This is a genomic window from Nitrosomonas sp. (genome assembly GCF_019635155.1).
Taxonomy (GTDB): domain Bacteria; phylum Pseudomonadota; class Gammaproteobacteria; order Burkholderiales; family Nitrosomonadaceae; genus Nitrosomonas.
In genome coordinates this window covers 86,129-98,110 of the sequence record NZ_JAHBZY010000001.1, presented here as the reverse complement: position 1 = coordinate 98,110, position 11,982 = coordinate 86,129, and the positions used below count along the sequence as shown (strand labels likewise).

At 48.9% G+C, this 11,982-nt stretch carries 12 protein-coding genes and 1 tRNA gene; 11 read left to right on the top strand and 2 right to left on the bottom strand.

Going from position 1 to position 11,982, the window contains the following annotated elements:
- The first annotated feature begins 23 nt into the window (after positions 1-23).
- The 11 genes from minC (at position 24) to fic (ending at position 8,449) form a co-directional block, all read left to right on the top strand.
- Positions 24-797 (top strand): septum site-determining protein MinC, encoded by a 774-nt coding sequence (minC, locus tag KF839_RS00470; protein WP_292915843.1) that lies wholly within the window; start codon positions 24-26, stop codon positions 795-797.
- A 24-nt stretch (positions 798-821) separates the two neighbouring features.
- The gene (minD, locus tag KF839_RS00465; RefSeq protein ID WP_292915842.1) at positions 822-1,634 is read left to right on the top strand and encodes a septum site-determining protein MinD; all 813 of its coding nucleotides are present in this window, start codon (positions 822-824) and stop codon (positions 1,632-1,634) included.
- Positions 1,631-1,909: a cell division topological specificity factor MinE gene (minE, locus tag KF839_RS00460; RefSeq protein ID WP_292915841.1), complete on the top strand. Its 279-nt coding sequence runs from the start codon at positions 1,631-1,633 to the stop codon at positions 1,907-1,909. Before minD ends, minE begins: the two co-directional genes overlap by 4 nt.
- A 30-nt stretch (positions 1,910-1,939) precedes the next feature.
- Positions 1,940-2,584 carry a lipoprotein insertase outer membrane protein LolB gene (lolB, locus tag KF839_RS00455; RefSeq protein ID WP_292915840.1) on the top strand — a complete coding sequence of 215 codons (645 nt, stop codon included), beginning with the start codon at positions 1,940-1,942 and terminating at the stop codon, positions 2,582-2,584.
- 7 nt (positions 2,585-2,591) lie between these two features.
- Complete coding sequence (gene ispE / locus KF839_RS00450) at positions 2,592-3,440, top strand: 4-(cytidine 5'-diphospho)-2-C-methyl-D-erythritol kinase (protein WP_292916067.1); 849 nt, start codon at positions 2,592-2,594, stop codon at positions 3,438-3,440.
- A tRNA-Gln gene (locus tag KF839_RS00445) sits at positions 3,439-3,513 on the top strand. The genes ispE and KF839_RS00445 overlap by 2 nt, the downstream gene beginning before the upstream one ends.
- A 77-nt stretch (positions 3,514-3,590) precedes the next feature.
- Positions 3,591-4,541: a ribose-phosphate pyrophosphokinase gene (locus KF839_RS00440; protein WP_292915839.1), complete on the top strand. Its 951-nt coding sequence runs from the start codon at positions 3,591-3,593 to the stop codon at positions 4,539-4,541.
- 61 nt (positions 4,542-4,602) lie between these two features.
- Positions 4,603-5,226, top strand: a complete 624-nt coding sequence (locus KF839_RS00435; protein WP_292915838.1) for a 50S ribosomal protein L25/general stress protein Ctc — start codon at positions 4,603-4,605, stop codon at positions 5,224-5,226.
- Between the two features lie 150 nt (positions 5,227-5,376).
- Complete coding sequence (gene pth, locus KF839_RS00430; protein WP_292915837.1) at positions 5,377-5,946, top strand: aminoacyl-tRNA hydrolase; 570 nt, start codon at positions 5,377-5,379, stop codon at positions 5,944-5,946.
- A gap of 57 nt (positions 5,947-6,003) precedes the next feature.
- A complete protein-coding gene (ychF, locus tag KF839_RS00425) occupies positions 6,004-7,095 on the top strand; it encodes a redox-regulated ATPase YchF (protein ID WP_292915836.1) in 1,092 nt (363 codons plus the stop codon).
- Positions 7,096-7,342: 247 nt separating this feature from the next.
- Positions 7,343-8,449 carry a protein adenylyltransferase Fic gene (gene fic / locus KF839_RS00420; protein ID WP_292915835.1) on the top strand — a complete coding sequence of 369 codons (1,107 nt, stop codon included), beginning with the start codon at positions 7,343-7,345 and terminating at the stop codon, positions 8,447-8,449.
- Between the two features lies 1 nt (position 8,450).
- Here fic and KF839_RS00415 read toward each other — a convergent pair whose 3' ends face one another.
- Both KF839_RS00415 and KF839_RS00410 read right to left on the bottom strand, forming a co-directional pair.
- Positions 8,451-9,548, bottom strand: a complete 1,098-nt coding sequence (locus KF839_RS00415) for a virulence RhuM family protein (RefSeq protein ID WP_292915834.1) — start codon at positions 9,546-9,548, stop codon at positions 8,451-8,453.
- Positions 9,549-9,886: 338 nt separating this feature from the next.
- Positions 9,887-11,980 (bottom strand): DEAD/DEAH box helicase, encoded by a 2,094-nt coding sequence (locus tag KF839_RS00410; protein ID WP_292915833.1) that lies wholly within the window; start codon positions 11,978-11,980, stop codon positions 9,887-9,889.
- Positions 11,981-11,982: the final 2 nt, after the last annotated feature.

The following is an 11,982-nucleotide window of genomic DNA, read 5'->3' as shown; positions in this document are numbered from 1 at the left end:
CTCTATCGATCATAAGCCTTAAAATGTTAAATACTTCCACTACGCCAGCACTTGAATTTAAAAGCAGCACTTTTTTTTCCCCCATTCTGATCCTTTTTACAAATGATATCGCTGCAATCGAGCAAACATTGCATGAGAAAATAAAGCTCGCACCGGAATTTTTTAAAGATTCTCCAGTGATCATCGATTTGCGCGAACTTAACAAACAAAATCAAGAGTTGGATTTTACCTGTGTCATTGAACTGCTGCGCAGGATAGGTTTTTTCCCGGTCGGAATCCGTGGAGGCAACGATCAGCAAAACAAGCAAGCGCGTGCTTTATTCATTCCAATCGACACCGTGCGCGATCTTGGAAGCTCCATCGTGATCGGTGAAACGCAAAAACCGGAAGCTGTTCAGCAAACAAACATTAAATCCGAAACCGCTCCTCCTAAAGAATCGGTGAAACCGGCTGCGATTCCCCCAGTACCGGCGGCGGCAACATTGATTACCCATCCGATCCGGTCCGGGCAGCGTATCTATGCTTCCGGAGATTTAATCATTCTGTCGCAAGTCAGCGCCGGCGCCGAAATTATGGCTGAAGGCAATATTCACGTCTATAATACCCTGCGGGGACGCGCATTAGCAGGTGTGCATGGCAATACCGCCGCCAGAATTTTTTGCTTCGATTTGCAGGCGGAGCTTATATCGATCGCTGGCGACTATAAAACCAGCGAAGATATCAACAAGCAAACCTATAAGAATCCTGTACAGATCTATCTACAGGACCATGCATTGATCATTAAAGAAATCGCTTAAGACCAAACAGTAAAGGAGGCGCAATTGGCAAGAATTATAGTCGTGACATCAGGCAAAGGGGGCGTTGGCAAAACCACAACAAGCGCAGCGATTGCCATGGGGTTAGCGAAAAGAGGCCATAAAACGGCCGTCATCGATTTCGACGTAGGATTACGCAACCTGGATTTGATTTTGGGCTGCGAACGCCGGGTGGTTTATGATTTTATCAATGTGATCAATGGCGAGGCCAGTCTCAATCAAGCGCTTATTCGCGATAAGAATTGCAACTTGCTCTATATACTGCCAGCCTCGCAAACTCGTGACAAAGACGCGCTGACGCAAGAGGGCGTTGGTAAGGTTTTAGATGAATTATCGAAAGATTTTGAGTACATTGTCTGCGATTCACCTGCCGGTATTGAAAAAGGCGCCAATTTAGCGCTTTATTTTGCTGACGACGCTTTTGTCGTTACCAACCCTGAAATTTCATCGGTTCGGGATTCCGATCGCATGCTCGGTATTCTTTCCAGTAAATCACGCCGCGCCGAAAAAAATGAAGAGCCCATCAAGGAATATCTGCTACTGACCCGCTATGATGCGGATAGGGTCAAATTGGGCGAGATGCTGAGCCTGGAGGACGTGCAGGAAATATTATCATTGGAATTATTGGGCATTATCCCCGAATCAAAATCAGTCTTATCCGCATCCAATGCCGGAATGCCGGTTATACTGGATGAAAAAAGCGAGGCCGGTCAGGCCTACGCCGATGTCGTTGCGCGATACCTTGGAGAAAAGCTTCCGCATCGATTTATCGATGGTAAGCAAGGATTTCTCAAGAGACTTTTTGGAGGAAGAAAATGAGCCTACTTGATTATTTTAGATCTTCCAAACCCAAAACCGCGCCGCTAGCCAAGGAAAGATTGCAAATCCTGGTCGCGCACGAGCGCAAATACCGCAATCAGCCATCGTATTTACCGCAATTGCAAAAGGAATTGCTGGAAGTTATCCGGAAATATGTGAATGTCGATCAAGATGCCATATCCATCAATTTTGAACAGGATGAAAATCAGGAAACATTGGAATTGAATATTGTTCTTCCGGATTATCAACAAACCAATAGAACCGCCAATAGCTAGTGTCAATCGAGAAAATTCAAACTGCCTGTGATGTGGCTCCGAATTAACCAGCAAAGCGTTTTTCTGGCGGTTCTGATCAGTTGCTTGATGATTTTGCTCCATGGATGCAAAACCATCCCGACAGCAACACAATCCGACGCGGTTGCCACCACCGTATTATTCGATCCTGCGACATCCCCCCAGAAAGCGCCAGCCTACGATTTCAATATCCTGGGCCGTATCGCCATTCAAGATGAAAAGCAAAGTTTTTCCGGCAGCTTTCGTTGGGAACACCTGGCAGAAAGCGATGAAATTCTGTTATTTACCCCATGGGGGCAGGCTGTCGCGGAAATTACCAAGGATCAGGAAGGCGTACGATTGATTACTTCCAAACTGGAAGCTTATTACGCCACCGATGCTGAAAATCTGACGGAGCAGATTCTCGGCTGGCGGTTACCGCTTGATGGCTTGCAATATTGGATTCAAGGAATCCATTCACCGCTGACCACCGCGGAAAAAGATCTGAACCGGCAAAACCAGCTGCTTGCGATCCGGCAAGACGGGTGGCACATCCATTACAATCGTTTTACCCAAACCCCGGGTGGTTCGGTGCCGCTACCCAAAATCATTAATTTATTCTACGAGAATCAAAATCTAAAAATCCGTTTGATCGTAGATGACTGGAAAGTCCAATAAATCGGTCATGCACACCTTTTCCGCTCCGGCAAAACTGAATCTTTTCTTACACGTAATAGGCCGAAGGCAGGACGGCTATCATCTGTTACAAACCGTTTTCCGCTTTATTGATTTTTCGGATCAACTGAGCTTCCGATTGCGCCCCGATGGCGTCATCAAACTACATACGCCGATTCCCGGCGTACCGGAAGAAAAAGATTTATGCGTTCGCGCCGCCACACTATTGCAGCATGAAGCAGCCATCACGGAAGGCGTCGATATCTTTTTGCACAAGCAAATTCCAATGGGTGGGGGACTCGGCGGCGGCAGTTCCAATGCCGCCACCACATTATTAGCGTTGAATCATTTATGGCAAGCCAATATCAGCCATGCTCGCCTGCTCGAATTGGGACTGCAACTGGGCGCCGATGTTCCGGTGTTTATTTTCGGTCAAAGCGCCTTTGCCGAAGGTGTTGGCGAAAAGCTGTCCGCGATCGAATTACCACCCGCCTGGTATCTGGTGCTTGTACCGCCGGTATCGGTATCGACTGCGGAGATTTTTGCAAGTAAGGAATTGACACGAAACACAATACCGATCAAAATACCGCCCTTTTCTGTCTGGCAAGGACATAATGATTTGGAATTCGTCGTTTGCCGCTTATACCCTGAAGTCGCGAAATGTTTGGAGTGGCTAAAGAAACTGGAAAATACTACAATAGCAGCCATGAGCGGTTCCGGAGCCTGTGTATTTGCAGAATTTGCTTCAGAATCGGCAGCACAAGCCGCATTGGAAAAAATTCCGAATGATGTGAAAGGGTTTGTAGCAAAAGGATTAGATTACCATCCGATTCATAAAATCATTGAATCAAAGATTTAGGGGAGTCGCCAAGTGGTAAGGCACCGGATTTTGATTCCGGCATTCGTAGGTTCGATCCCTACCTCCCCTGCCAGTTTCTTTTTATTGAGAAAAATTCGAGTTGCGTGAAAACTCTTACTTTTTTCAAACTGACTGTTGCAAAAAAATTATATGGCTTATGACAGTTTGATGGTTTTTACCGGTACCGCCAACCCCAAATTGGCGGAAGATGCTGTCAAGCATCTTAATATTCATCTGGGGCGCGCCACTGTCAGCCGCTTCAGTGACGGCGAAGTAATGGTAGAAATTCTTGAGAATGTGCGCGGCAAGGATGTATTCGTGCTGCAATCGACCTGCGAGCCTACCAATGACAGCCTGATGGAAATACTGGTGATGGTGGATGCCTTGAAGCGCGCATCAGCGAGCCGCATTACCGCGGCGATTCCCTATTTCGGTTATGCGCGCCAGGATCGCAGGCCACGTTCGGCGCGTGTGCCGATTACCGCAAAAGTCGTAGCCAATATGCTCACAACGGTGGGTATCGACCGCTTACTGACGATGGATTTGCATTCGGATCAGATTCAGGGTTTTTTCGATATCCCGGTTGACAATATCTATGGTATGCCGATTTTGCTCGGCGATATCTGGAAACATAATTACCAGGATCTCATCGTGGTATCGCCCGATGTCGGCGGTGTCGTACGGGCACGGCATTTGGCCAAACGCTTGGAATGCGATCTGGCCATCATCGACAAGCGCCGTCCCAAACCGAATGAAGCCAAAGTCATGAACATCATCGGTGAAGTCAAGGACCGCACCTGCGTCATTATTGATGACATGGTGGATACCGCCAACACCCTATGTCAAGCGGCCAACGCTCTGAAAGAACATGGCGCGAAGTCGGTGATTGCGTATTCTACCCATGCGGTACTATCCGGCAGTGCGGTGGAACGGATTCAAAACTCCGCATTGGACAAACTGGTCGTCACCGATACCATTCCGTTGCGCGCAGATGCAATAACTTGTGACCGCATTTGCCAATTAAGCATCGCCAGTTTGCTGGCGGAAACGATGTTACGAATCAGCAATGAAAGTTCATTAAGTTCGCTATTCATGGAATAGCTATTTGTTTTATTAACCGGTTTGTTTGGTCGCGAACAAACCATCACTTAGGAGTCTTACAATGAAAATTGAAATCAGTGCCGACAAGCGCACAGTGCAGGGAAAGGGTGCGAGCCGCCGCCTGCGTCGTTCCGGTATCGTACCGGCGATCATTTATGGCGGCGAAGCTCCAGCGCAATCGATTGAAATGAATCATAAAGATTTGTTTTATAACCTCAAACATGAAGCGTTTCATGCTTCAATCCTGACGATTAGCGTTGCCGGTAAAAAAGAGCAAGTTCTATTGCGCGATATCCAAATGCACCCTTTCAAACAGCAAGTGTTGCATGTTGATTTTCAACGCGTTGACAAGAATAAGAAAATACACATGAAAGTGCCATTGCACTTCATCAATGCAGAAATCGCACCCGGTGTGAAAACCTCCGGCGGTATTGTGTCGCACATTCTCACCGAAGTCGATATCAGTTGCTTACCTGCGGATTTGCCGGAATACATTTCGGTGGATTTGATCGAGCTGACTGCCGGTCACACGCTGCATTTGAGCGATTTAGTATTGCCGAAAGGCGTAGAAACGGTATCGTTAGCCAAAGGTGAAAACTTGCCGGTGGTGACTATCGTTATTCCGCGTTCGGCGCTCTCTGAAGAATCTGCAGCAGCAACTGCCGCGGAAGGCGGCGAGAAATAACGCTGCACTGTTCTGAAAATTGGAAAAATCTGCTGGAATTGCACAATAACCCGGCAGATTTTTCTTTCCGGGTTTCCGAGCATCACGCAACGCAGCAAATCGCTTGCGCAAGCAAATTATCAGTGTTTCCCTAAAGTCTGATCAGTATCTATGAAACTCATCGTTGGATTGGGCAATCCCGGCAGAGAATATGACGGCACCCGGCATAACGCGGGTTTCGACTGGGTCGATCGGCTGGCGCACAAGCTGCAAGCTTCACTCAGGCTGGAGACGCGCTTTCATGGCTTATGCGCGCAAATCCGCCAAAAAGACATCGATGTATGGCTATTGGAACCACAAACGTTCATGAACCGCAGCGGGCAAGCGGTCGCAACACTGTGCCAGTTCTATAAAATCCTGCCGGATGAAATCATCGTGGTGCATGACGAGCTGGATCTGCCGCCCGGCATCGCCAAGCTGAAAAAGGGCGGTGGTTTGGGCGGACACAACGGCCTCAAGGATATCGCAGCCAAATTGGGTACCCAGGATTTCTGGCGGCTAAGAATCGGCATCGGTCATCCGGGTGATCGTAATGCGGTAGTCGGTTATGTGTTACACCCCCCACGAAAAGAAGAAGCACCGCTGATCGACGAAGCCATTGCCCGTAGTCTGGAAGTCTGGCCGCTCATCGCACAAGGCGCATGCGAAGCGGCGATGCTGAAACTGCATACCAAAGCGTAAATTCCAGTAGAAATTTCATAATGTTGTTATTTAACCCTTTTTAATGAGAAACCGGTCATGAGTCTGAAATGCGGAATCGTAGGCCTACCCAATGTCGGCAAATCCACCTTGTTTAATGCGTTGACCAAAGCGGGCATCGCTGCGGAAAATTATCCATTCTGCACCATCGATCCGAATGTCGGCATCGTCGAAGTACCGGATCCGCGCCTGCAAAAACTCAGCGACATCGTCAAGCCGCAAAAAATACAACCGGCCATCGTCGAATTCGTCGATATCGCCGGACTGGTCGCGGGCGCGTCCAAAGGTGAAGGATTAGGCAACAAATTCCTCGCCAACATCCGCGAAACCGACGGCATCGTCAACATGGTGCGCTGCTTCAACGATGACAACGTCGTGCACGTCGCCGGTAAAGTCGATCCGGTCTCGGATATCGAAGTGATCCAAACCGAACTGTCGCTGGCCGATCTCGCCACGGTGGAAAAAACATTACTGCGTGAATCCAAGGTGGCCAAATCCGGCAATAAGGATGCGATCAAATTGTGCGCCTTGCTGGAAAAAGTGCAAGCGCATCTTGACCAGGGCAAACCCGCCAGAACAATGGACTTGGATAAAGAGCAAAAGCTCTTATTGCAGCCGCTGTGCTTATTGACCGCCAAACCGGCGATTTACGTCGCCAACGTCGACGATCACGGCTTTGAAAACAACCCGCTGCTCACCCGCGTGCAAGAATACGCCGCCCAGGAAGGCGCGCCGGTCGTCGCCATCTGCGCCGCGCTTGAAGCGGAAATCGCGGAACTGTCCGACGAAGACAAAAAAATCTTCTTAGCCGACCTGAACCTCGAAGAACCCGGCCTCAACCGCCTGGTGCGCGCGGGCTATGAACTGCTCGGACTGCAAACCTACTTCACCGCCGGTGTCAAAGAAGTCCGCGCCTGGACCATCCACAAAGGCGACACCGCCCCGCAAGCAGCCGGTGTCATCCACACCGATTTTGAAAAAGGCTTCATCCGCGCCGAAGTCATCAGCTACGACGACTTCATCACCTACAATGGCGAACAAGGTACCAAGGAAGCCGGCAAAATGCGCCTCGAAGGCAAGGAATACATCGTCAAGGACGGCGATGTGATGCACTTCCGCTTCAACGTCTAAGGAAACTCTGAAAAACTACTGCGCTCCGCCATGATGCGTTGAAGTCAGGTTCAAAATGCTCATTTACTATCTGTAAATTGCGCTTTTTCACCTGATTTCGCCTTGCCTGCTCGTCGCTCGCTACCTTTTTCAGAGCTCTCCCAAAAGAATATGTCGCAAAAAATGAAAATTTGCGACATATTGAGTTGACCTGTCGCTGCAAACAACATAAACTGACGACGTGTCGCAAAAATGCAAAAATTAAACCATGACTGCCTGGCGTCCGGATCAACCTTACAACGACCTACCGCTGTTGCCTCCCGCAGCCGAGCTGGAAACGCGCACGGTACTGAAGCAATGCATCGCGGCCCGCGCAGCACTGGCAGAACTGAAACAAGCCGCTGAACTCATTCCCAATCAGGGCGTGTTGATCAATGCCCTGCCGCTGCTTGAAGCCCAAGCCAGCTCGGAAATCGAAAACATCGTCACCACGACAGACCGGCTGTTTCAGTTTCAAAGCGCAAACGAGTATGCCGACCCAGCCACGCGCGAAGCCCTGCGCTATAGCAGTGCGCTGCTGGAAGGGTTTCAGGCATTAAAGCAGCATCCGCTGAACACCCGCACCGCGGAACAAGTGTGCACGCGCATCAAAGGCATGGACATGCAAGTGCGGCGCGTGCCCGGAACGGCACTGGCCAATCAGGCCACCGGTGAAGTGATTTATACACCACCCGTCGGGGAAGACCTGCTGCGCGCCAAATTGGCCAACTGGGAACGCTACCTGCACGAAGCACGCGAAATCGATCCGCTAATCCGCATGGCGGCAGGGCACTATCAATTCGAGGCGATTCATCCGTTCACCGATGGCAATGGCCGCACCGGGCGCGTGCTGAATAGTCTATTTCTGATCCAGGAAGATTTATTGACGCTGCCGATTCTCTACCTCAGCCGCTACATCATCAAGAACAAAACCGAATATTACCGCCTGCTGCTCGATGTCACGCGAAACCAAGCATGGGAACCGTGGATTAGCTTCATACTGCAAGGCATTGAGAACACGGCACTCTGGACCACCGCCAAGATCGCCGCGATCCGCGCCCTCTCCGGATTGACAATTGATTATGTGAAGCAGAAAGCACCAAAAATCTACAGTCGCGAGCTGGTCGATCTGATCTTCGATCTGCCATACTGCCGGATTCAAAACCTGGTTGAAAAAAACATCGCCGGACGTCAAGCCGCCTCGCGCTATCTCAAGCAGCTGGTGGAAATCGGCGTGCTGGAGGAAAGAACCGTGGGACGCGAAAAGCTGTTCATTCATCCCAAATTGATGCGGTTACTGACACGGGATGACAATGCTGTGACATCCTATACATAAATCATTTTTCCCCTGAATTAGGCTTCCTTCTACTGGATTTCTGATTTCCATCCCTCAGAGTTTCGGTTGCTTTCAACATCCGATCAAAATCGGATTCGATGTTCTGTGTCCGGTTGAATTCCGCATATTCGGATAAAGCTTTCTGATCAGCTTGCATCTTGCTCACACGGCCTTTATGTTTCAGAACCTCGAATTCATTAAAACTTAGAAACTTATCAACACTGTCCGCCATATCAGCCATGCTCATTTGAAGCCGGTTTTCAATGATGTTTTCGATATAGTCGAAAAAACTGGAAATGGTACGTTCTAATCGCTTGATTTCCGGTTCGGTCAAATAGTTCTTAGCGACCGTTACATCTGAGGCGAGGATACGGCCATGAGGCGCATTTTTCCAAGTAAGTAAGCCCATGTAAGGAGCAGCGCGATCAGCCTTCTGCAGAATGATCTCGGCTGCAGTCTGACCGGTAATGGCGTAGTGAAACTTGTTTTGCACCATGGCATAGAAGTTTTGCGTGATGTCCGATTTTGGATCGTAATCAATACTGCATTCGGCAAAGATGTCAGTGATTTGCTGATAGATACGCCGCTCGCTGGCCCGGATAGAGCGGACCCGCTCGAGCAATTCTTGGAAATAATCTTCGCCGAAAACTCGCTTTCCCTGCTTTAACCGCTCATCATCCAGCACAAAGCCTTTACGAATATATTCTTTGAGGATCTGGGTTGCCCAGATGCGAAACTGGGTAGCGCGCTTGGAGCTCACACGATAGCCAACGGCAATAATGGCGTCAAGGCTGTAGTGTTTGAGCGTGCGCCGGACAGCCCGCCCGCCCTCATTCTGAACTACCGAGAAATCCTCGGTAGTTGCCGATTCCTCCAGCTCGCCCTCAGCAAATATATTCTTAAGGTGTAAGTTGATATTGTCCGCGCTAGTCTGGAACAAATCGGCCATAAGGCGCTGGGTCAACCAAAGAGATTCAGCGTGGATGAGCACTCGCACATGTACTTTTTCATCATCGCCGGAATAAAGCAGAAAAGGAGCTTCGGCACCTTCTGTTATCGCAATAGGTTGCTTCTCATTCGGAGTTTGTTTCTTAGCCATATGCTCTCCCCAATATAATCTGCGCAATATCGGTTACGACAACGATTGCAATTCACTGTACCAGCCAGCGGGCGCGAGCTGCGAGTCGATGAGTTCAGTCCGTGTATGAGCTTCGTTGCGACCTGCCTGGATCACCGGATTAGCGACGGAAGGAGGGTATCGTAATTGCCGTTCATTTGTCCCTCCTCTTGTTCAGTACTACAAGAAACTCTATAGAAACACCTGCATTGACTCACCGTCAATCCGATTCCGTCAGCGCCGCATTGCTATCTAATTTTTGCTACCGGGAGTGCACCGCATCCTTGAGCAGCAAGGCTTTTCTGGTGCTCAGCATTCGACTACTGGATTGCAATACCTTCATAAAAATAATCTAGGACATAGCGGTCAAAATCATCAAGTCCTTCGGTTTTTGCAAAAATTTCGGGCTTCAATTCGCGCAACAGCTTGATTGCAGAATGAAGGTCAAGTTTTTCATCTTCGAAATTGATAAGGCCGGATGCAGTGATCCGTTTAGCCAGCATTCGAGGTAATCCGTACTCTTCAAGCTCCATAACGCATGACGGCAGGAATGCCTTCGACAGCTTGGCGATGAACGGAGAGATGTCTATCTTGTGCACGGGTACGATTTCCTTCTGGATGACATTGACGTCGTTCAGCAACGCAGTCAATTTAAACGTTGCATTACGCTCCATCTTGAAAAACTCATCGATCGTAACATCTTGCTCGGATAGCTGATCCAAAAGCTCCGGGATTGTAAGGTTCCAATTGCTAGACAAGGCTCGCACGAACTCTGCAAATTTCGCGTAAGGGGCATCCCACCCACCAGGAACCAACTTTAGAACATTACAGAGTGTCCAAACCCAATAGTCGTTTGTTGGCGCATATAGGTTGGCAAGTCCTCTTACCAATCTTGGATTTTTTTTAATCGCAAAAGCTATCGTGGCAATCAATTCTGTGTCGCTGGAAATCAGCATCCCTTCATTTCTCAGGCGCTCAAATGACTCTTGCCCCATTAGCTGCGACATCTCCTCCTTGTAGTGCAAGAGCTTTGCCAATTGTTCCTTGGTGAGTTCCTGCTTGTATTTCTCATCGTCCACATCAGCAAGCAACTCGTCAGGGAACATCAATTCAAGTTGAGTTTCAGCAGGAATTGGGGGCTCTTCGAGAATGTAAATATTGCCGACAAAATGCCTGAACATCCGCCCACCCCGTCCGATGATGTTGCGATAGGTGAAGTCGTCGAGTTTCAGTTTCCCCTTCTTGTTGCTCCATACAATGACGTTTTCAGCCGATGTATTCACCCCTTCAATGATGGATGAAGTTGAAACTAGCGTTTGCAGCCCGCCTTTCTCCTCCTCAAAGAGTCGAACCTGTATCTGACTTAGGGAGCGATGAAGCTGACCGGTATGGATGCCGACGCCTCTCTTCACCAAATTGGTCAGCTTCCAGTTCGGATGGTAGTTCATCGCAAGCCACGCGGAAAAGCCGGATAGCAGCGCACTATTCTCCTTGTCAGCGTTATCGACTAGTAGGGTCGTAACACTATCAACACCAGAATAGGTTCCAGCGTAAATCAGGGACTTGGTTTCTTGCTTTCCTAATATCCTTAGGAGTGCATCATTTTTCTTCTGTACGTTCTTGTTGATGTCCTTGTACTCCTCATGCTTTTCAAGGAACACCGTGTTGAAATCCATGCGTAGGAAAGTCATGCCCTTTGTGAACGGATTGTCGTTCAAGTCCGCAATATTCGGTGCCAAGTAATATTTCTGCGCAGCCTTTTCGCCCAGCTTGAGCATTGCTTTCAAGAGGGCTGGTGACCTCTCTTTATCGAACGCTTGGCTCGCCTTGTAAAACTCGTCGACGACGAGCAAATCCAATTGTTCAAGCTTGTCGCAATAGTGAATCGCCCTTTCCTGCGGGAAGATGAGAATGTTCCTTTCGCCGAGTTCGACTTCCGATGTCGTCACAATCTTGTATTCGCCAGAAAACTTCTTGTTCAACCTACGTCTGGTCTCATCGGTCAACGCAATGGTAGGAACCAAAATCAGGACGTTCGTAGGTTTTTTGATTGCGATGTAAGCATCAATGATCAAGCTTTTGCCAAAGCTCGTCGGTGCGCTGACTGCAAGATCGTCGCCATCCAAAAGGTGTTTCAAGACTAATGACTGTTCACTGTGAAGCGTTACAGGCTCATCCTGCCCAATGTCCACCTTGAAAGACTCGTAAACGAACCGATCTTGCCAACTCGATGTTTCGGGTTCGAGGTAGGGATACAGCCCTGACTCTCGAATCAGGTGGTTCAGTAGCGGGTTGTAGGCTTGATTTTCTCTGCCAAGGCTATCGAGCAGACGAATCAGCCGGTTTCTCGCCTCAACTCCATCATCAGTTTGAAGTAATTCATTGATGGCTGCGCATTCCTCGAAAATATCCATCG

Coding starts and splice junctions, on each gene's coding strand:
- minC (WP_292915843.1), top strand. CDS start 24: ATGTTAAATACTTCCACTACGCCAGCACTTGAATTTAAAAGCAGCACT.
- minE (WP_292915841.1), top strand. CDS start 1,631: ATGAGCCTACTTGATTATTTTAGATCTTCCAAACCCAAAACCGCGCCG.
- lolB (WP_292915840.1), top strand. CDS start 1,940: ATGTGGCTCCGAATTAACCAGCAAAGCGTTTTTCTGGCGGTTCTGATC.
- ispE (WP_292916067.1), top strand. CDS start 2,592: ATGCACACCTTTTCCGCTCCGGCAAAACTGAATCTTTTCTTACACGTA.
- KF839_RS00440 (WP_292915839.1), top strand. CDS start 3,591: ATGGCTTATGACAGTTTGATGGTTTTTACCGGTACCGCCAACCCCAAA.
- KF839_RS00435 (WP_292915838.1), top strand. CDS start 4,603: ATGAAAATTGAAATCAGTGCCGACAAGCGCACAGTGCAGGGAAAGGGT.
- pth (WP_292915837.1), top strand. CDS start 5,377: ATGAAACTCATCGTTGGATTGGGCAATCCCGGCAGAGAATATGACGGC.
- ychF (WP_292915836.1), top strand. CDS start 6,004: ATGAGTCTGAAATGCGGAATCGTAGGCCTACCCAATGTCGGCAAATCC.
- fic (WP_292915835.1), top strand. CDS start 7,343: ATGACTGCCTGGCGTCCGGATCAACCTTACAACGACCTACCGCTGTTG.
- KF839_RS00415 (WP_292915834.1), bottom strand. CDS start 9,548: ATGGCTAAGAAACAAACTCCGAATGAGAAGCAACCTATTGCGATAACA.
- KF839_RS00410 (WP_292915833.1), bottom strand. CDS start 11,980: ATGGATATTTTCGAGGAATGCGCAGCCATCAATGAATTACTTCAAACT.